Genomic DNA, 19,237 nt, shown 5'->3' with positions numbered 1-19,237 from the left:
CACACGACCACCGCTCCACTCGGCCCGCCTAGGATCTGCGCGTGACCACCGGCCCGGAGACACGCACGCACCACCAGCGGTCGCAGGCCGCCGGCGAGGTCGACCAGGTCGACCAGGTCGTGCACCTCCTCGAGCTGCTCGCTGCCGACGCCCCGGTGGCCGCCGTGGCCGCGGTGGACGCCCCTGCCGACGCCCGTGACCTCGCCCTGCGGATCGCGAGCGCCCGCGAGGTGCACCGGCAGCGGGAGGCCGGGCTGGCAGCACTGCTGGACATCGCGCGCGAGCTGGCCACCGCGAACGACCCGGGTTCGGTCCTCGACGCGATCGTGCGGCGCGCCCGCCGCCTCGTCGGCACGGACCTCGCCTACCTCACGCTCTACGACCCCGAGGCCGGCGACACCTTCATGCGGGCCACCGACGGCTCCGTCTCGGCGGTCTTCCAGTCGGTGCGCCTCGCGTTGGGCGCCGGCCTCGGTGGGCTCGTCGCATCCACCCACAAGCCGTACTGGACGGCCGACTACTGGGCGGACGAGCGCTTCCGGCACACCGGCGCCATCGACGGGGCGGTCGGCGAGGAGGGCATCATCGCGATCTGCGGCACTCCGCTCATCGTCGAGTCGCACTTCGTCGGGGTGCTCTTCGCCGCCAACCGGTCCTCGCGCCCGTTCACCCGCGAGGAGGTGGCCCTGCTCGGCAACCTCGCGACGCTGGCGGCTCTGACGCTCGTGCAGACCCGAGCGCTCGCCGACTCCGAGAGCGCGCTCGCCGCCCTGTCGGAGGCCCACGAGACGGTCCGCCGGTACGCCGACGGCGTCGAGAAGGCGGCCGCCGCCCACGACCGCTTCGCCTCCCTCGTGCTCGGCGGTGGCGGCGTCGACGACATCACGCACGCCCTCGCCGAACTGCTCGGCGGCTGGGCGGTGCTCGTCGACGAGAACGGGCAGCGCAAGAGCGCCGCCGGACCCGCCCCCGCGACAGGCCGTTCCGGCACCGACCCGCTCGCGCCCTTCGACGCGCTACCGGGTCTCGACACCGGACGGCTCGTCGAGCGCGACGGCGTCTACGCGGTGGCCGTGACGGCCGCCCGCGAGCGTCTCGGCACGATTCTGGTCGGCGGCCTGACACTGGGCGACTCCGACCAGCGGACCGTCGAGCGCGCCGGAGTCGTGACGGCTCTCGTCCTGCTCTTCGAGCGCCAGGCCGCCGACGCCCGGCAGTCGGCCCGCAACCGGCTCGTGAGCGACCTCGTCAGCGCTCGCGGCTCCCGGGAGGAGCGGCTGTCCCTGGCCCGCAACAGCGGCTTCGACCCGCAGCAGCCGTTCTGCCTGCTCGTGCTGCGTGGCGACGACCCCAACGGTCACCGCGCGCTGCTCATCTCCGCGAGCGCCGCCACGGGTGAGGCCTCGCTCGTCGGCAGCCACGACGGCGACGTCGTCGCCCTCGTCCCGGGCACCGACGCGGACGGGCTGGCGCGCACCGTGGCAGCGCGCATCGGCAAGCGCACGTGCGTCACCGTCGCCGGGGCCGGACCCGTGGGCGACGTCGACGACATCGCGAAGGCGTACGAGGAGGCCCACCGCACGGTCGCCGCCCTGATCGCCCTCGGGCACCGTGGGAAGGGCGCTGCCGCAAGGCAGCTGGGCTTCGCCGGCCTCATCGTCGGATCCGAGCCGGACGTCGGCGAGTACGTCCGCACGCTGCTCGGGCCCGTCCTGGACTACGACGAACGGCGCGGCACGGACCTCGTCGGCACGCTCGCGGCATACTTCGCGTCCGGGGGGAGCCCGCGGCACGCGGCAGTGAGCCTCCACGTCCACGTCAACACCGTCTCCCAGCGGCTCGAGCGCATCACCGCCCTGCTCGGCGAGTCCTGGCAGCAGCCCGACCACTCCCTCGAGCTGCAGCTGGCGCTGCGCCTTCGCGCCCTCCAGGCGTCGACGCGCGGCGGCAGCCCGCGCGGCTGACGCCAGCCGCCTGTCCCTGGCCCGCTCAGCCGACGAGGAGGCGGTCGAGCGCGTCGGCGACTGCGGCGCTGCCGCGCTCGGCCAGGATGACGTCGTAGTGGTTGGCGTCCACGCGAGTGGTCCGGAGGCCCGCCGGGAGGCCCAGGGCCGCCAGCCGGCCTTCGTCGTAGAGGCCCTGGGGCTCGTCCAGCAGGCCCCGCTCCGCCCACACCAGCTCGGCCTCGACGCCGCTCTCGACCGCCGTGCGCAGCGCCGCGTGCGTCTCCGGGTCGGCCAGGACGTCGGCGCCGTCGGCCCGCACCGCCTCCAGGATGCAGGTGCTGTGCCACTGCCCGTCGGCCGGGTCCTGGACGAGGTCGTGCTCGATGTAGCCGCGGGCCGCGTCGCCGGCAGGGCCCTCGAGGATCGGTCCCAGCGCGGGGTGCCCTGACCAGAACGCGAGGTATGCCGCCGGGTCGGGGAAGCGCATCGACAGCCGGTCCATCGCCGGTCCGATGACCGCCTGAAGGGTCGCGTCCACGTCCAGGCCTGCCGGCACGGGAAAGGCTGCTCCCCCGTCGACGAGCACTGCCGCGGGGAACCTCTCGGGGTGCCGGGCGGCCGCGAGCGCGGCGACGAAGGCGCCCATCGAGTGGCCGACGACGACGGGGGCCGCTCCGAACACGGTCGCGATCGAGGCGAGGTCGTCGACGTGCGCGGCCAGGCCGTAGGGTCCCGGCGCCGATCTGCTGTCACCCCGGCCGCGCAGGTCAGGGGCCAGGAAACGAATGCCGCCGGGACCGTGCCGCCGGCCGACCTCGTCGGCGACGCGTCGCCACGAGAGGCCGTTGGCGGTGATGCCGTGGACGGCCAGCACGACGGGCGCGTCGGGCGCGGGCGTCCCGAGGCTCAGGTCGTGGATGGCGAGACTGCCCTCGGGCAGCTCGATGACGAAGGCGGATGGGGTGGCGCTCATCTGGATCCGGTCCTCCTGACCAGCCGGCCGCCGATGCCGGTGAGGCCCGACGGTGCGAAGTAGACGACGACCACGAAGAAGGCGCCGAGGATGAAGAGCGGCTGCGAGAGCAGCTGGCGCACGACGTCGGGCAGGGACTGCAGGAACGGCGCGCCGCTGACCTCGACGAGCCGGGCATCGGCGAAGGTGTAGAGCACGCCCCCGAGCACGGCGCCCCAGCGGTGCCCCGCTCCCCCGAGCACGACCATCACGAGCAGCGAGAGGGTGAACTCCGAGGTGGTCAGGTGCGGGTTGGAGCCGCCGAGCACCAGGGCGTGGACGATGCCGCCGAGCGAGCCGAGGAACGACCCGAGCACGAACGCGAGGAGCCTGACCCGGTAGGTGCCGAAACCGAGGACCGCGGCCCGCTGCGCGTTCTCCCGGACGGCTGCCATCGCGTGGCCGGCGCGTGAGCGCACGACGAGGCTCACGACGACCCAGGTGACGACGACGAAGGCCAGCGCGAGCCAGTAGCGGTACGGCGCGTTGGCGACCCCGACGAGCAGGTCGGGCACGGCGTCGCGGTCCAGCGTGCGACCCTCCTCGCCGCCGGTCACTCCGCCGGGGTTGCGCAGCACGATGATCGAGGCGGCCTGCGCGAAGGCCAGGGTCACCATGGCGAAGGCGATGCCGCCGACGCGCAGCGCGACCGCACCCACGACGAGCGCCAGCGCCGTGGAGAGGGCGAGCGCCGTCACGAGCGCGAGCGGCAGCGGCAGCGACCACTCCGCGAGCGAGATGGTCAGCAGGTAGCTGCCCGCCGCCACGAACAGCGCGTGCCCGAAGCTGAGCAGTCCCGTGCGGCCGAAGAGGACGTCGTAGCTCAGGGCCACTCCGCCGATGACGAGGCAGGTGGCGAGCAGCTGCATCGACCCCGGGCCGTTGACGCGCCCCGGGAGGATGCCGGGCAGGTCGACAGCCACGTAGGGCAGGTAGGCGAGCAGCGCCACGACCACGACGGGAAGCCCGACGGCGCGCAGCCGCCCGAGGGTCCGCGCCTGCCGGCGTGAACCGGCGGGCTTGCCCTCCTCGGGTGAGGCGGACGGGGCCTGGCGCGTCGCAGGAGGGAGCGTGGGCGTGGCGCTGAGGCGGTCGGTCGGCGACGTCATGCCGTCGCTCCCTTCAGGGAGGTCGGTCGGAGCAGGAGCACGAGTGCGAGCAGGAGCACCACGGACAGGTCGCCGACACCGGTGGCCGCGTAGTAGTTGGCGAGCTGCTGGACCAGTCCCACGACCACGGCGGCGACAGCGGTCCCGGTGAGCGAGCCCATGCCGCCGATCACGACGACGATGAAGGCGAAGATCAGCAGCGACCCGCCCTGCGCCGGCGACACCGCGCCGGCGTACTGCGAGTAGAGCACCCCCGCCAGTCCGGCCGCGGCTCCCCCGATCGCGAAGACGAGGGTGAACGTGCGGTGGACGTCGATGCCCAGCGCCTCGACCATCGTGCGGTTCTCGACACCGGCGCGGATGACGAGGCCCAGACGCGTCAGGTGCAGCAGCGCGAGCAGACCCGCGAAGAGCGTGAGCGCGACGAGCAGGTAGACCAGCCGGTCGTTCGGGAGTCGGGCGCCGAGCAGCTCGGTCGTGCCGCCCATCCAGGTGGGCTTGTCCACCGGTCGCGGGTCGGCGCCCCAGATCCCCTGCGCCGCAGCGACACCGGCGAGCGACAGCCCGACGGTGACGAGCACCTGCTGGATGTGGCGACGATAGAGCGGCCGGATGAGCACGACCTCGACGACCAGTCCGACCAGGCCGCCGACCGTCACCGCGGCGGCGACGCCGACCACGAGCCGACCGGCCACCGGCCATCCGGCAGGGAGGGCACCCATGACGAGCCAGGCGGCGTACGCGCCCACCGTCATGAAGGCGCCGTGCGCGAAGTTGAGCACGCCCATCAGGCCGTAGACGAGGCTGAGGCCACTGGCTGCGATGAAGTAGAGGGCGCCCAGGCCGAGCGCCGTGACGAGGATGAGGAGCAGGTCACTCACGCCGCTCCCTCCCGTCGCATCGAGACGCCCAGCAGCTCCCGGGTGAGCCCGGCGTCGGCCACCAGCTCGGCCGCGGCACCCCGGTGCACCACCTGGCCGGCGTCGAGCACCACGACGCGGTCGGCGATCCGTCGCACGAGGGGCAGGTTCTGCTCCACGAGCAGGACCGGCGTGGTCCTGCTCACCTCGGCCAGCACGTCGGCGACCTCGGTGACCAGCTTGGGGGCCAGCCCCTTCGTCGGCTCGTCGATGAGGAGCAGAGCGTTCTCGCGAAGCAGGACCCGGGCCAGGGCCACCATCTGCTGCTGGCCGCCGGACAGCGTCCCGGCGCGCTGGGCGCGGCGACGGACGAGGTCCGGGAAGAGTCGTTCGACGACCGGCGCGTTCACGCCGCGGTCGGGGTCCACGAGACGGAGGTTCTCCTCGACGGTGAGGCCGCCGAAGACCTCGCGGTCCTCGGGCACGTAACCGATGCCGCCTCGGACGATGCGCGCAGTCGCGAGCCGCTGGATCTCCCTGCCCTGCAGGAGGACCCGGCCGGTCCGTGGTGCCAGCCCGAGCACGGCCTTGAGCGTCGTCGTCTTGCCCACGCCGTTGCGTCCCAGCAGGGCGGTCACCCCGGTCACCGGCACGTCGAAGCTCACGCCCTGCAGGATGTGGGAGCCGCCGTAGCGGACGTGCACGTCCTGGAGCTGCAGGACGGGCGGTGATCCGCCGGTCGCGTCCGCCACCTCGCGTGAGGCGTTCGTCCCTGTCACAGTGCTTCTCCCAGGTAGGCCTGCTGGACCCGCTCGTCCCCGGTGACGTCGGTCGGCGCGCCCACCGCGAGCAGCTGTCCGTGGTGCAGCACCGCGACCCGGTCGGCGAGACCGAGCACGACGTGCATGTGGTGCTCGACCATCGCGACGGCGACGCCGGAGTCACGCACTTCGCCGATGATCTCGGTGAGCCCGTCGACGTCCTCAGCCGAGACACCGGCCATCGGCTCGTCGAGGAGCAGCACGGCCGGGTCGGAGGCCAGGGCCATCGCCAGCTCGAGCTTGCGACGGTCGCCGTGCGAGAGGTCACGGGCGAGTGTTCGCGCGCGACCCGGCATACGGACTCTCGTCAGCAGGGAGTCGATCACCTCGGTCGCGGCAGAGCCGGCGCCACGGAACGGCGAGAGCACCGCTCCACCCGCGGCCTGCACCGCGAGCCGCACGTTCTCCCCCGCACTCAGGCCGTCGAAGAGCGCCGAGGTCTGGAACGACCGCGACAGTCCCATCCGGGCTCGACGCGTCGCGCTCGCTCGGGTGACTTCCCTGCCCTGCAGGACGATTCGTCCGCTGGAGGGCCTCGTCACCCCGCTCAGGATGTTGACGAACGACGACTTGCCCGCCCCGTTGGGGCCGATGATGCCGAGCAGCTCACCGGCTCCGACCGTGAGGGAGATGTCCTCGAGGATCTGTGCGCCGCCGACCCTCCATCCGACCGCCTCTGCCGTGATCACGTCGCCAGCAGGCCGGTCACTTGAAGGGCTTGACGGGAGGAGCGACGGCGGCGGGCTCCAGCGTCTTGACCAGCTGCGGGGTGACGTTCGCGCCGTCCTTCTTCAGCGTCGCCGTGAACATCGGCTGCAGGAGGGCGTGGTCCTCGGGCCTGATCTGGAGCGAGCCCTTCGGGCCCTCGAACGTCCAGCCCTCGAGCGAGGTCACCATCTTGTCGACGTCGTCACCGCCCGCCTCGAGGGCGTGAACGATCATCTGGCCGGCGACGAAGCCGTCGTTGGTGAACAGGTCGACGGTGGCGCCCTGCTTCTTCAGGCCGGCGTCGAGCGCCTGGTAGGCCGGGTTTGCCGTGGCGCCCTCGAAGAAGTGCGACAGGAAGTCGATCTTCGTCGCCACCGCTCCGAAGAGGGCGTGGGTCGCCTTGATGTCGAGCCCGGTCACGACCTTGGTCGAGTCGAAGACGCCCTGCTGGCCGAGGGTCGTCCACATGGCCGTGGCGTTGGCACCGGCCCAGGCGACGAAGAGCAGGTCGGGTGCGGCGTCCTTGACCTTGGTGGCGAAGGGCGTGAGGTCGGTGGCGGCCGCAGGCACCTCGACCGAGCTCACGGTGGCGCCCTTGGCACCGAGGACCGCCGTCACGGCGGCCACGTTGGCCTTGCCGAAGGCGCTGTCCTGCGCCAGGACGGTCACCTTCTTGCCCTTGACGTCACCGAGCATGGTGCCGGCGGTCGCGACGTCCTGGTACGTCTGGCGTCCGGACCGGAACGTGTAGCGGTTGGCGCCCGTGATGGCGTCGGCAGCAGCCGGGCCCGAGATGAAGAGGACCTTGTTGTCCTTGGCGAGCGGGGCCACCTGCAGCGCCACACCGCTCGCCGTCGAACCGGCGATGATCTTGTTGCCCTGCCCGATGAGGTCCGTCGCGGAGGCGACGGCCTTGGCGGGGTCGCCCGCGTCGTCCTGCTCCGTGATCTGGATCTGGTGGCCGGCCACGGCGCCGGTGCCCTTCGTGGCGTAGTCGATGCCGGCCGTGAGGCCCTGGCGGTACTGCTGGCCGTAGCTGGCCAGGGGGCCGGACTTCGAGTAGACGAGACCGACCTTGTAGGCACCGCCCGACGCACCGCCGCCGCCGGCAGCCGCCGTGCCGTTGTCCGCCGCCGCCCCCGGCTGGCCCGGCGAGCCGCAGGCCGCGACCGAGACCGTGATCATGGCGCTCGCGAGCGCGACACTCCACCGCTTGGACACCGATGTCCTCCACCTCTGGCGGGCGCTCGCGCCTGTGCCGCACGAGATCCGTCGACGCCCGACCGTTTCGGCGAAGGTAGATCAGCGCCGCATCCGCAGCGGTGGAGCGCAGGACCACAAAGGCGAGCACTTCATGTGCGTCGCCGCCACCCGTCATCCCAGAGGTTCTCCCCGAGTGTCACAGGACCCGCAGCTGTCTCGTCTGAGATGGCGTAGGCAGACAACGAGAGAAGGAGCTGGCGATGAGGATTCTGGTGGCAGGCGCGACCGGTGCGATGGGGCGACAGCTGGTGCCGCTCCTGGTGCGAGCCGGGCACGAGGTCCACGGGATGACCCGCAGCGAGTCGAAGCAGGCGTTCCTGCGGGGGCTCGGAGCGACTCCGGTGGTGGCCGACGCCCTCGACCCCGAGCAGGTGGCGCGCGCGGTCGCAGAGTCGCGCCCGGAGGTGGTCGTGCACCAGCTGACCGCCATCGGGCCGATGGACCTGCGTCACTTCGACCGGGCCTTCGCCCCGACCAACCGGCTGCGGACCGAAGGCACCGACCACCTGCTCTCGGCGTCGCGCGCGGCCGGGGTGAGACGGTTCGTCGCCCAGAGCTTCTTCGCCGGCTACGACCGGGTGGGCGGCGGCGTGAAGACCGAGGCCGACCCCTTCGGCACCGCACCGCCGCCCGGGATGGAGCAGACGGTGGGCGCCATCCGACACGTCGAGGACAGCGTCCTCGGTGCGTCGTGGACGCAGGGTCTCGTCCTGAGGTACGGCGGCTTCTACGGTCCGCACACCTCGCTGGGCGTGGGCGGCGAGCAGACGGACGCCGTTCGCAGGGGCAGGTTCCCCGTGGTCGGCAATGGCGGTGGGGTGTGGTCGTTCGTCCACATCGCCGACGCGGCCGAGGCGACGGTGGCGGCCATCGAGCGTGGCGCGCCGGGCGTCTACAACATCGTCGACGACGAGCCCGCACGCGTGGCGACGTGGCTGCCGGTCCTCGCGGAGTCGCTCGGGGCCAGGGCGCCCATGCGCGTGCCGCGTCTGGTCGGCAGGCTCCTGGCGGGCGAGACTGGCACGGTGATGATGACCGAGCTGCGGGGGGCCTCGAACGCCAAGGCCAAGCAGGCGCTGGGCTGGGCCCCGAGGCACGCCACGTGGCGAGACGGTTTCCGCGAGCTGGGCACCCGGGCGGCCGCCGAGAGCGGTGCCGCGGCGTGACCGACGAGACCCGCTCGCCGGCAGCTGCTCCTGACCGGGAGCAGTTGCTGGCGGACCTGAGGCCCGTGGCCTTCGGCATCGCGTACCGGATGCTCGGCAGCGTCACTGAGGCCGAGGACGTGGTGCAGGAGGCGCTGCTCAGGGTCCACCGCTCGCTCGAGGCGGGCGAGCGGATCGCCTCACCGAGGGCGTTCACGGCCACGGTGACCACCCGTCTCGCGATGGACGAGCTGCGGTCGGCGAGGGTCCGGCGTGAGCGCTACGTCGGGGACTGGCTGCCGGAGCCGATCCTCACCGACGGCCGCGGCGTCGACCTGGACCCGGCACGACAGACGGAGACCGCCGACTCGCTGTCGATGGCGCTGCTCGTGGTGCTGGAGAGCCTCTCACCCGAGCAGCGGGCGGTCCTGCTGCTGCACGACGTCTTCGGCTACGGCTACGGCGAGGTCGCGGCGATCGTCGGCAAGGGTGAGGCCAACGTGCGCCAGATCGCGACCCGCGCACGACGCCACGTCGAGGACCGTCGTCCTCGGTTCACGACGACCCCCGAGCAGCAGAGCGAGCTCGTGAGCCGCTTCTTCGCCGCCGCCCGGACCGGCGACCTCGCCGGTCTCGAGTCGCTCCTGGCCCATGACGTCGAGCTCGTCGGCGACGGCGGCGGCAAGGCACCCTCTCTCGCGCGCTCGCAACGCGGCCGCAGCAGGGTCGCGCACACCCTCACCAACTGGCTGCGTGCGCTGCGCCGCCTGCCCGACATGGAGATCCGGCCCGCCGAGGTCAACGGAGGCCCGGGCGCGACGTTCCTCGTCGAGGGGCGCCTGCTCGCTGTCTGGGCGCTCGAGATCCGGGACGGGCAGGTCGCGGGCGTCCGCGCGGTCGTCAACCCCGACAAGCTCGTCCACCTCGGGCCGGTCGGTGACGCCAACGCCCTCATCCGTCGGCTCGGCGGGACGCGGCCCGGCGACTGAGCCGTCGCGGCGACTCAGTGCCGCCGGTCGGCCACGACCCACGATGCTGCCGCGCTCACGGCAGCGACCGCCAGGACGGACGGCCAGGCGCCGATCCGCTTGGCCAGCGGGTGCGATGCGCCGAAGCCGCCGAGGTAGAGGGCCGCGAGACCGGCCGCCGCCGGGCCGCCGGCCTTGGCCACCCAGCTGCGCCCGGCATAGGCGCCGGCGAGGCCGAGGACCACGCCCCCGAGCGGGCGGATGCCGGTCTCGCGGGCGGCGACGTACCCCCCGACCAGGCCGAGGGCTGCGATGGGGGCCGTCGTCACGTCTGCTGCGTCTCGAAGCTGCATCCACCGATCGTAGGCAGCCGGCCTGTGCCGGCGCCTTCCGGGTGCCGGGCCGGCCCAACCGGTCCGGTGCTCACGGGAGGGGTCAGAGCTTGGGCTCGAGGTCGGCGACGAGCTGGTCGGCCGTGAGGCCCAGCGCCTCGAGGATCTGCCCCCGGGAGGCGTGCTCGAGGAAGCGCTTGGGTATGCCGTAGCCGTGCACGGGCACGTCGACCCCGGCCTCCCGCAGGGCGAGCGTCACCGCAGCGCCGACGCCACCGCTGACGAGGTTGTCCTCGACGACGGCCACCGCCTTCGCGCTTCGGGCGAGGGAGACGACGTCGTCGCTGACGGGCAGCACCCAGCGCGGGTCGACGACCCGGACGCTGCGGCCGTGCGCGGCGATCTTCTCGCCTGCCTCGGCGGCCAGGCCGGCGAAGGCGCCCACCCCGACGACGAGCAGGTCCACGTCCTCGCCGGCGTTCTCGAAGAGCACGTCGACGTCGCCGATGCGACGCACCGAGTCGAGCGGGTCGGACACGTCACCCTTGGGGAAGCGGATCACCGTCGGGCCGTCGGAGACGTCGACCGCCTCCCGCAGCGCCTTGCGCACCTGCTCCCCGTCCCGCGGTGCCGCGAGCCGAAGTCCGGGCACGATGGACGTGAGGGTCATGTCCCACATGCCGTTGTGCGAGGCGCCGTCGCTGCCGGTGATGCCGGCGCGGTCGAGGATGAAGGTCACGCCGGCCTTGTGCAGCGCGCAGTCCATGAGGAGCTGGTCGAACGCGCGGTTGAGGAACGTCGCGTAGACCGCGACGACGGGGTGCATCCCGGCATACGCGAGGCCGGAGGCCATCGTGACCGCGTGCTGCTCGGCGATGCCGACGTCGAAGACGCGGTCGGGGTAGGCGGCGGCGAAGCCGTCGAGCCCGACCGGGATGAGCATGGCGGCGGTGAGGGCGACGACGTCGGGACGGTCGCGACCGATCGCGACCATCTCCTCGTTGAACTCGTCGGTCCAGATCCGCCCGGACACCTCGAACGGCAGGCCGGTCTCGGGGTTGAACTTGCCCACGCCGTGGAACTGGTCGGCCTCGTCGTCGATGGCCGGCTGGTAGCCCCGGCCCTTCTGCGTGATGACGTGCACCAGGACCGGCCCACCGAAGTCCTTGGCGTTGCGCAGGGCTCGCTCCACGGCCTGCTCGTCGTGCCCGTCGACGGGCCCGAGGTACTTCAGGCCGAGGTCCTCGAACATGCCCTGGGGGGCGACGATGTCCTTGATCCCCTTCTTGACGCCGTGGAGCGTCTCGAACATGGCGCCGCCGACGACCGGAGTGCGCGCGAGGGAGCGCTTGCCCCAGTCGAGGAACCGCTCGTATCCGCGGGTGGTCCGGAGCGTGGCCAGGTGGTCGGCGAGGCCACCGATGGTGGGGGCGTAGGAGCGCTCGTTGTCGTTGACGACGATGACGAGCGGCAGGGTCTTGTCGACCGCGATGTTGTTGATCGCCTCCCAGGCCATGCCGCCGGTGAGGGCGCCGTCGCCGATGACCGCCACGGTGTGGCGGTCGGCCTCGCCGCTCAGGCGCCTACCCTTGGCGATGCCGTCGGCCCACGACAGGGCGGTCGAGGCGTGAGAGTTCTCGACGACGTCGTGCTCGGACTCGGCGCGGCTCGGGTAGCCCGAGAGGCCGCCCTGCTTCTTCAGCCTGCTGAAGTCGTGGCGGCCGGTGAGCAGCTTGTGCACGTAGGCCTGGTGACCGGTGTCGAAGACGAGCGTGTCCTTCGGCGAGTCGAAGACCCGGTGCAGCGCGATCGTGAGCTCCACGACGCCGAGGTTGGGGCCGAGGTGGCCGCCCGTCTTGGAGACCTCCGTGACGAGGAAGGTGCGGATCTCCTCGGCCAGCGCCGGCAGCTGGGCAGCCGGCAGCGCCTTGAGCGCAGCGGGGCTCGTGATCGTCTCCAACAGAGCCACGCGGCGCCGTCCTTCCGGTCCTTGTCGATCGTCCGTCCACCCTCCCGTCGAGGACAGGGCGGTCGCTCGAGTCTACGGCGAGGGCACGGCACCGGCCGAACCGTGCGTGCCGGGCCCGCACGAGTCCGTCACGGAACTCACACCCCGGACGCACACCCCGGACGCACACCCGGACGCACACCCGGCCCAGCCCCGGCGTCACAGCTCACAGCACCCCCGCCTCACAGGCGCGGCGCGAAGACCTTGCCCTGCAGCGCCTCGTGCAGCAGCCGCGCGGACCGCGACGCGGCGAGCAGCCGGATGCCCTCGGCCTCGATGTGGCCGAGGATCTCGGTCAGCGCCTCCGCGGGAACGTGGGGACCGATCGCCACGCGGGCCTCGCGCCACGCGTCCCGCATCGCCACGACCTGCCCGTCGATGTGCCGGCCGGCCAGCCAGGCGAGCGCGATCGGGTGACGCCGCCACCCGGCATACGCCCGGTAGTCGGGTGGGCACTGGTCGAGCAACCAGAGCACGGCCCGCTCCTCCCAGCCGGGGGTGTGGGCCGGTGGCACGCCCGGAGGCCACCCGGGCGGGGTGTGCCCGGAAGGAGTCGGAGTCGCCATGCTCCCAGTCTGCCTCGCCTACTCTCGGACCATGACGAGGGTCAGCTGGGTCACCGCCTTTCTCGACCTGCCGCCCGACGTCCACGCGGTCGGCACCCACTTCTGGGCAGCGGTGACGGGGTATGCCGTGTCGCCGCCCCGCGGGGAAGAGGCCGAGTTCACGACGCTCCTGCCACCGGTCGGCGACCCCTACCTCAAGATCCAGCGCACCGGGTGCGACGACGCGTCCGCGGCGGGACCGGGGCTGCACCTCGACCTGCACGTCGCGTCGGCGGACCACTCGGCAGCGGGCGCGCAGGGACTGGGCGCCACGGTCCTGCACCGATCGGAGCACGGCTACGTCGTGCTCCGCTCCCCCGGTGGCTTCACGTTCTGCTTCGTCCACGAGCAGCTCTCCGATCGCCCCCTGCCCACCCGGTGGCCGCAGCAGCACGAGAGCATCGTCGACCAGGTGGCCCTCGACATCCCCGCGGACGACTACGAGACGGAGTGCGGCTTCTGGGCCGCGCTCACCGGCTGGCCGGTGCGCGGCTCGGTGAGCCGGCCCGAGCTGCGGCACCTCGTGCGCCCGGACGGCATACCGATCCGGCTGCTGCTGCAGCGGCTGGGCGGCGAGGCCGTGGGGCCTGTCACCGGGCACCTCGACCTGGCCTGCGACGACCGGCCCACCGAGGTGTCCCGCCACCTCGGGCTCGGCGCGACGCTCGTGGCCGACCATGGGGGCGGGTGGACGACCCTGCGCGACCCCACGGGCGCGCTCTACTGCGTGACCGACCGTGACCCCAGGAGTGGGCTCGGCCGCTGACGCGAGCCGCCACGGCCGTGAGAGAGTGCCCACTCGACGGGCGATGACGTCGAGTGGGCACTTCGCCTCACGCCTGTGGGAAGCGACCGGGCGGCCGGGTCACCAGTTCCGCTCGTGGCGCGGCGGCCTCGGCCGCCGGTGCCGCTCCGGGTGGATGACGTAGACGATGCCGCCGCTGTGCGGCACCCACGCGTTCTCGAACTGCTCCCGGTCGTAGACGACGCGCACCTGCGAGTTGTCGCGGACTAGATGGGAGGCCGGGTCGTTGCACACGACGTCGCCCTGACGGGTGAAGCCGGCGACGACCATGAGGTGCCCGTTCGTGCCGTAGCCCGCGCCGTTGAGCTCGCCCTTCTTGAACGACACCGAGGTGATCAGCGGGATGCCGGCGGCGATGAACTCCTCGGCCTCGGTGAGCGACCGCAGTCGGGTGACGAAGGCGCGCATCCGCGGACGCGTCGCGGCGTAGGCGGTGTTGAAGGGCCAGTTGCCGGCGCCGTCGTAGGTGTAGTCGTAGACGTTGCGGGCCGCGAAGTCGACCTGCGGGTCGGGCTCCCTCGGCAGCGCCTCGGTCACCCAGGCCGTCTCGTCGCGCCGGGGCCCGGACCCCCAGTACGCGAGCACCATCGAGGTCGAGGTCGGCGAGCACCACGCCTCGCCGCCGTTGTCCCACTGCGGGAAGTGGCCGATGTGGGTCTCCTGCGAGAACGTCGGCACGCGGAGAACCCGGCCGAGGGCCCGCCCGTTCGGGCTGCGCGGGACCCGGGTCGTGTCGGGCAGCGCCGAGGCCATGGCGCCGACGGAGCGCAGGCGCGGCGTGTGCCGGGTGCCGGTGGGGCGCATCAGCCGGACGACGAGCTGCCACTGCTCCAGGACGTGGCCGCTGCGCGTGGCGAGGGTGTCGGTGTAGACGGTGGCGACGGTGTCGCCCTGCCCCCGCACCGAGGTGCGGTGGATGCCGCCACCCTGCGCCGGGTCGTAGCGGCACCAGCGGCCCAGCACGTACTCCTTGGTGGCCACGCCGCCGCTGCGTCCCCGGACCGAGACCTCGACCCACGATGCGCCGGGGGTGTCGGCGTTCCAGGAGGCGACGAGCTCGGTCAGGCCGAAGCCGGGCCGCACGACGGGCGAGACCCAGGTGGCGACGTCGTAGGACCGGGACCTCGCCGTGGGGTCGAACGGGTCGACGTAGTGGCGCCGCCCCGAGAAGCGACCGACGTGCAGCTCCCGCCCGCTCCACTCGCGGTAGGAGACGTGGCGGTCAACGGTCCGCCTGGACGGCGATGACAGCGGCGAGGTGGCGGGCGCGGCGGCCGCGCCGGCGGAGCCCGCGATGCCGACGAGGGCGGCTCCGGCCGCGGAGCCGAGGAGGAGGCGTCGGCTCGGCGAGCCGAGGGAGGGGACGGGGGAATGCGACATGGGCACACCTTCCGGACGTGGCTGGGCGCGGTCAGTCAACACCGAGCCGCCCGGGCGTGGGGCCCCTTGCCGTGTAAAATCTTCGTCAGGTCGGCCGTTGGCGAAGGATATTTACGAGGGCTTGACCTGTCTGCGACGGTCACGCCCAGTTGGGCTCCGCGGGCGGAGCCGGCAGCGTGATGTCGCGCGGGTGCATGACGTATGCGAGTCCCCCGTCGGTGCCCAGCCACACCTTCTCGAACTGGTCGCGGCGGTAGACCGTGCGCACCTCGTCGTTGCTCGCCACCCGGTGGGAGTTGGGGTCGTTGGAGATGACGTCGCCCTCGTCGGTGAAGCCGACGACGGTGAGCAGGTGTCCCTTCGTCGAGTAGCCGGCGCCGTCGAGCTGGTCCTCGTCGAAGGTCACCGACACCACGAGCGGCACGCCTGCCGCGACGAACGCCTCGACCTCGGTCAGGTCGCGCAGCCGCGTGACGTAGGCGCGCAGGCCGCGACCACCGGCGTATGCCGTGTTGAACGACCAGTTGCCGGCGCCCCCGTAGGCCCGGTCGAAGACGCGGCGCACGCCGTGCACCACCTCGGGGTCGGTGTCGTGCCCCACCCACGCCGACTCGGTCGCGGTCGGTGCCAGCCCCCAGTGCGCCAGGACCATCGTGGTCGAGGTCGGCGAGCACCACGACTGGCCGCCGTTGTCCCAGTGCGGGAACGAGTCGACGTGCAGCCGCTGCGAGTGCGTCGGCACCGGCACCTCGTGCCCGCGACCGACGCCGGGGGCGCTCGTCGGCTCGTCGGGGTCGATGCTGATCCGGGAGGCCACGGCGCCCACGAGCGACACCTCGGGCCAGGGCTGTTCGTCGGCGCCGCCTGCCAGCGCGGTGAGGCGCAGCTGCCACCGGTCGAACTGGTGGCCCGTCGCCGCCAGCCACGTGTCGGCGTCCACGTGACCGGCCTCGAAGGCCTGGCCCGTGAGTGAGGTCCGGGTGATCGGCGACTCCCCTGCGACGTCGTCCTCGGCCCACCGGGCGAAGGTGAACCACGGCGTCCAGCCCGAACCGTCGGCGACGCGGGCCTCGACCTGCAGCCACGTCGCGGGCGGGGTCGAGGCGTTCCACGAGGGGATCAGCTCCCTTGCCGCCCACGGAAGCTCGACGACCGGGGACTCCCACCGGCGGGCGCGGTAGGCGACCTCCGGGGCGTGCTCGACATGCACGTCGGCGTAGCGCACCTCCGGCGCCGCGGCCCACTCGAAGCCGTTCTCCCACACCCTCAGGACCGCGTGTCGCTCACTCACGCGAGCAGCATGCCATCTGAGGGCGTATGCCGCGGGGCCGGGTCCCGCGCGGAAGCGGGGGGTCCCACGCGCAAGCCGACGGGCCCCGCACGCCGCGCGATGCGGCGTACGGGGCCCGTCTGGCCGAGTGGGCGAAGGTCAGGCGCTCACGAGCGAGCGCAGGACGTACTGCAGGATGCCGCCGTTGCGGTAGTAGTCGGCCTCACCGGGGGTGTCGATGCGCACCACCGCGTCGAACTCGACCGTCTCGCCGGACTCCTTGGTGGCCACGACCTTGACGGTCTTGGGCGTCGTGCCCTCGTTGAGGGCCGTGATGCCGGTGATCGAGAAGGTCTCGGTGCCGTCGAGGCCGAGCGAGTCGGCGTTCTGGCCGGCGGGGTACTGCAGCGGGATGACGCCCATGCCGATGAGGTTGGAGCGGTGGATCCGCTCGTAGCTCTCGGCGATGACGGCCTTGACGCCGAGCAGGCTCGTGCCCTTGGCGGCCCAGTCGCGCGAGGAGCCGGAGCCGTACTCCTTGCCCGAGAGGATCACGAGCGGTGTGCCGGCAGCGGCGTAGCTCTGGGCGGCGTCGTAGATCGTCGTCTGCTCGCCACCCTTGGTGAAGTCGCGCGTGAAGCCGCCCTCGACGCCGTCGAGGAGGAGGTTCTTCAGGCGGATGTTGGCGAACGTGCCACGGATCATGACCTCGTGGTTGCCGCGGCGCGAGCCGTAGGAGTTGAAGTCCTTGCGCTCGATGCCGTGCTCGGCGAGGTACTTGCCCGCCGGGCTGTCGTTCTTGATGGCTCCAGCGGGGCTGATGTGGTCGGTCGTGACCGAGTCGCCGAGCTTGGCGAGCACGCGGGCGCCCTCGATGTCGGCGACCGGGGTCGTCTCCATCGACATGCCGTCGAAGTACGGGGGCTTGCGCACGTAGGTCGACTCGGCGTCCCACGCGAAGGTGTCGCCCTCGGGCGTCGGCAGCGACTGCCAGCGCTCGTCACCGGCGAAGACGTCGGCGTAGTCCTCGGTGAACATCTCCTGGCTGATCGACGCGGCGATGGTGCGCTCGACGTCGGCGGGAGCCGGCCAGATGTCCTCGAGGAAGACGTCGTTGCCGTCGGCATCCTGGCCGAGCGGCTGCGAGTCGAAGTCGAAGTCCATCGTGCCGGCGAGGGCGTACGCGATGACGAGCGGCGGGCTCGCCAGGTAGTTCATCTTCACGTCGGGGTTGATGCGCCCCTCGAAGTTGCGGTTGCCCGAGAGGACCGACGTGACGGCGAGGTCGTTGTCGTTGATCGCCTTGGAGATCTCCTCGTTGAGCGGGCCCGAGTTGCCGATGCACGTCGTGCAGCCGTAGCCGACGAGGTGGAAGCCGAGCTTCTCGAGGTAGGGCCACATGCCGGCCTTGTCGTAGTAGCCGGTGACGACCTTGGAGCCCGGTGCCATCGACGTCTTGACCCAGGGTGCGACCGACAGGCCCTTCTCGACGGCGTTCTTGGCCAGCATCGCGGCCGCCATCATGACCGACGGGTTGGACGTGTTGGTGCAGCTGGTGATCGAGGCGATCGAGACGATGCCGTGGTCGATCTCGAACTCCCGGCCCTCGGCGTCGGTGACGCTGACCTTCTTGGACGGACGGCCGTTGGTGGCGCCGTCGGCCGGCTTCTCGCCGCCGTCGTCGAGGCCGGGGTCGCTCGCGGGGAAGGACTCGACCCGGTCGGTGTCACCCTCGTCGTGCGAGACGTAGGTGGGCAGGACCTTGCGGAAGGCCTCCTTGGCGTCGCTGAGGGCGATGCGGTCCTGGGGGCGCTTCGGGCCGGCGATGGAGGGCACGACCGTCGACAGGTCGAGCTCGAGGTACTCGCTGTAGCGGGACTCGGGCTGGTCGGGACCGGCCTTGAGCCACATGCCCTGCTCCTTGGCGTAGGCCTCGACGAGGGCGACCTGCTCGTCGGAGCGGCCCGTGAGGCGCAGGTACTCGAGCGTCACGTCGTCGATCGGGAAGATCGCGCAGGTGGAGCCGAACTCGGGGCTCATGTTGCCGATGGTGGCGCGGTTGGCGAGCGGCACCTGCGAGACGCCCTCGCCGTAGAACTCGACGAACTTGCCGACGACGCCGTGCTTGCGCAGCATCTCGGTGATGGTGAGGACGACGTCGGTGGCGGTCGCGGCGGTCGGGATGGCCCCGCTCAGCTTGAAGCCGACGACCCGCGGGATGAGCATCGAGACGGGCTGGCCGAGCATGGCGGCCTCGGCCTCGATGCCGCCGACGCCCCAGCCGAGGACGCCGAGGCCGTTGACCATCGTCGTGTGCGAGTCGGTGCCGACGCAGGTGTCGGGGTAGGCGACCCGCTCGCCGTCGACCTCGCGGACCATGACGGTGCGGGCCAGGTGCTCGATGTTGACCTGGTGGACGATGCCGGTGCCCGGCGGGACGACCTTGAAGTCGTCGAAGGCGGTCTGGCCCCAGCGCAGGAACTGGTAGCGCTCGCGGTTGCGCTGGTACTCGATCTCGACGTTGCGCTCGAAGGCGTCCGAGCGGCCGAAGACGTCGATGATGACCGAGTGGTCGATGACGAGCTCGGCCGGGGCGAGCGGGTTGATGCGGGCCGCGTCGCCACCGAGCTCGGCGACGGCCTCACGCATCGTGGCGAGGTCGACGACGCACGGGACACCGGTGAAGTCCTGCATGATCACGCGGCCGGGGGTGAACTGGATCTCCGTGGACGGCTCGGCGTTCTCGTCCCAGGAGCCGATGGCACGGATGTGGTCGGCGGTGATGTTCGCGCCGTCCTCGGTGCGCAGGAGGTTCTCGAGGAGCACCTTGAGGCTGTACGGGAGGGTCTCGTGACCCTCGACCCCTGCCAGCCGGTAGATCTCGTAGGACTGGTCACCCACCTCGAGGGTTCCCTTGGCCTTGAAGCTGTCAACACTGCCCACGACGGGCTCCTTCCAGCAACTCTGGTGTCACGGTGCGCGATTTATCTTGACGTCAAGATATC

Annotated in this window: 16 protein-coding genes; 4 read left to right on the top strand and 12 right to left on the bottom strand. The window is 72.1% G+C overall.

From position 1 onward, the window contains the following. The first annotated feature begins 41 nt into the window (after nt 1–41). On the top strand, nt 42–1,964 hold the full coding sequence (locus ABD241_RS06020) for a helix-turn-helix domain-containing protein (protein WP_344059420.1): 1,923 nt from the start codon (nt 42–44) through the stop codon (nt 1,962–1,964). Nucleotides 1,965–1,989: 25 nt separating this feature from the next. Here ABD241_RS06020 and ABD241_RS06015 read toward each other — a convergent pair whose 3' ends face one another. The 6 genes from ABD241_RS06015 to ABD241_RS05990 are packed head-to-tail and all read right to left on the bottom strand — an operon-like array spanning nt 1,990 to nt 7,677. Continuing rightward, nucleotides 1,990–2,919 (bottom strand): alpha/beta fold hydrolase, encoded by a 930-nt coding sequence (locus tag ABD241_RS06015; RefSeq protein WP_344059418.1) that lies wholly within the window; start codon nt 2,917–2,919, stop codon nt 1,990–1,992. After that, nucleotides 2,916–4,067: a branched-chain amino acid ABC transporter permease gene (locus ABD241_RS06010; protein WP_344059416.1), complete on the bottom strand. Its 1,152-nt coding sequence runs from the start codon at nt 4,065–4,067 to the stop codon at nt 2,916–2,918. The genes ABD241_RS06015 and ABD241_RS06010 overlap by 4 nt, the downstream gene beginning before the upstream one ends. Further along, the gene (locus ABD241_RS06005) at nt 4,064–4,948 is read right to left on the bottom strand and encodes a branched-chain amino acid ABC transporter permease (RefSeq protein WP_344059414.1); all 885 of its coding nucleotides are present in this window, start codon (nt 4,946–4,948) and stop codon (nt 4,064–4,066) included. Before ABD241_RS06005 ends, ABD241_RS06010 begins: the two co-directional genes overlap by 4 nt. After that, nucleotides 4,945–5,706: an ABC transporter ATP-binding protein gene (locus ABD241_RS06000; RefSeq protein ID WP_344059412.1), complete on the bottom strand. Its 762-nt coding sequence runs from the start codon at nt 5,704–5,706 to the stop codon at nt 4,945–4,947. The genes ABD241_RS06005 and ABD241_RS06000 overlap by 4 nt, the downstream gene beginning before the upstream one ends. After that, complete coding sequence (locus ABD241_RS05995; RefSeq protein WP_344059410.1) at nt 5,703–6,437, bottom strand: ABC transporter ATP-binding protein; 735 nt, start codon at nt 6,435–6,437, stop codon at nt 5,703–5,705. Before ABD241_RS05995 ends, ABD241_RS06000 begins: the two co-directional genes overlap by 4 nt. Before the next feature lie 16 nt (nt 6,438–6,453). Next, entirely contained in the window at nt 6,454–7,677 is a 1,224-nt protein-coding gene (locus tag ABD241_RS05990; RefSeq protein WP_344059408.1) for a substrate-binding domain-containing protein, read from the bottom strand. 242 nt (nt 7,678–7,919) lie between these two features. Between ABD241_RS05990 and ABD241_RS05985 the strand changes: the two genes are divergently transcribed. Both ABD241_RS05985 and sigJ read left to right on the top strand, forming a co-directional pair. Then, nucleotides 7,920–8,885 carry an NAD-dependent epimerase/dehydratase family protein gene (locus ABD241_RS05985; protein WP_344059406.1) on the top strand — a complete coding sequence of 322 codons (966 nt, stop codon included), beginning with the start codon at nt 7,920–7,922 and terminating at the stop codon, nt 8,883–8,885. Further along, the gene (sigJ, locus tag ABD241_RS05980; protein ID WP_344059404.1) at nt 8,882–9,853 is read left to right on the top strand and encodes an RNA polymerase sigma factor SigJ; all 972 of its coding nucleotides are present in this window, start codon (nt 8,882–8,884) and stop codon (nt 9,851–9,853) included. Before ABD241_RS05985 ends, sigJ begins: the two co-directional genes overlap by 4 nt. A gap of 14 nt (nt 9,854–9,867) precedes the next feature. Here sigJ and ABD241_RS05975 read toward each other — a convergent pair whose 3' ends face one another. The 3 genes from ABD241_RS05975 to ABD241_RS05965 form a co-directional block, all read right to left on the bottom strand. Continuing rightward, nucleotides 9,868–10,185 carry a hypothetical protein gene (locus ABD241_RS05975; protein ID WP_344059402.1) on the bottom strand — a complete coding sequence of 106 codons (318 nt, stop codon included), beginning with the start codon at nt 10,183–10,185 and terminating at the stop codon, nt 9,868–9,870. An 82-nt stretch (nt 10,186–10,267) separates the two neighbouring features. Further along, entirely contained in the window at nt 10,268–12,133 is a 1,866-nt protein-coding gene (dxs, locus tag ABD241_RS05970; RefSeq protein ID WP_344059400.1) for a 1-deoxy-D-xylulose-5-phosphate synthase, read from the bottom strand. 221 nt (nt 12,134–12,354) lie between these two features. After that, the gene (locus tag ABD241_RS05965) at nt 12,355–12,738 is read right to left on the bottom strand and encodes a hypothetical protein (RefSeq protein WP_344059398.1); all 384 of its coding nucleotides are present in this window, start codon (nt 12,736–12,738) and stop codon (nt 12,355–12,357) included. 31 nt (nt 12,739–12,769) lie between these two features. Here ABD241_RS05965 and ABD241_RS05960 point away from each other — a divergent pair, with 31 nt between their 5' ends. Continuing rightward, nucleotides 12,770–13,543 (top strand): VOC family protein, encoded by a 774-nt coding sequence (locus tag ABD241_RS05960; RefSeq protein WP_344059396.1) that lies wholly within the window; start codon nt 12,770–12,772, stop codon nt 13,541–13,543. 99 nt (nt 13,544–13,642) lie between these two features. Here the strand turns inward: ABD241_RS05960 and ABD241_RS05955 are convergent, their stop codons facing one another. The 3 genes from ABD241_RS05955 to acnA all read right to left on the bottom strand — a co-directional run bounded on the left by ABD241_RS05955 (nt 13,643) and on the right by acnA (nt 19,175). After that, nucleotides 13,643–14,962: a peptidase C39 family protein gene (locus tag ABD241_RS05955; RefSeq protein ID WP_344059394.1), complete on the bottom strand. Its 1,320-nt coding sequence runs from the start codon at nt 14,960–14,962 to the stop codon at nt 13,643–13,645. A 139-nt stretch (nt 14,963–15,101) separates the two neighbouring features. After that, nucleotides 15,102–16,253, bottom strand: a complete 1,152-nt coding sequence (locus ABD241_RS05950) for a peptidase C39 family protein (RefSeq protein WP_344059392.1) — start codon at nt 16,251–16,253, stop codon at nt 15,102–15,104. A gap of 138 nt (nt 16,254–16,391) precedes the next feature. Next, nucleotides 16,392–19,175, bottom strand: coding sequence for an aconitate hydratase AcnA (gene acnA / locus ABD241_RS05945; RefSeq protein ID WP_344059391.1), 2,784 nt, complete (start codon nt 19,173–19,175; stop codon nt 16,392–16,394). Nucleotides 19,176–19,237: the final 62 nt, after the last annotated feature.

It is taken from the genome of Terrabacter lapilli (assembly GCF_039531305.1).
GTDB classification, from domain to species: Bacteria; Actinomycetota; Actinomycetes; order Actinomycetales; family Dermatophilaceae; genus Terrabacter; species Terrabacter lapilli.
The sequence above is the reverse complement of the archived record's forward strand: the minus strand, read 5'-3'. Positions and strand labels throughout refer to the sequence as shown.

What these genes read in the sequence shown, in the direction of transcription:
- ABD241_RS06015 (WP_344059418.1), bottom strand. Translation starts at nt 2,919, where the DNA reads ATGAGCGCCACCCCATCCGCCTTCGTCATCGAGCTGCCCGAGGGCAGT.
- ABD241_RS06010 (WP_344059416.1), bottom strand. Translation starts at nt 4,067, where the DNA reads ATGACGTCGCCGACCGACCGCCTCAGCGCCACGCCCACGCTCCCTCCT.
- ABD241_RS05985 (WP_344059406.1), top strand. Translation starts at nt 7,920, where the DNA reads ATGAGGATTCTGGTGGCAGGCGCGACCGGTGCGATGGGGCGACAGCTG.
- ABD241_RS05975 (WP_344059402.1), bottom strand. Translation starts at nt 10,185, where the DNA reads ATGCAGCTTCGAGACGCAGCAGACGTGACGACGGCCCCCATCGCAGCC.
- ABD241_RS05965 (WP_344059398.1), bottom strand. Translation starts at nt 12,738, where the DNA reads ATGGCGACTCCGACTCCTTCCGGGCACACCCCGCCCGGGTGGCCTCCG.
- ABD241_RS05960 (WP_344059396.1), top strand. Translation starts at nt 12,770, where the DNA reads ATGACGAGGGTCAGCTGGGTCACCGCCTTTCTCGACCTGCCGCCCGAC.
- ABD241_RS05955 (WP_344059394.1), bottom strand. Translation starts at nt 14,962, where the DNA reads ATGTCGCATTCCCCCGTCCCCTCCCTCGGCTCGCCGAGCCGACGCCTC.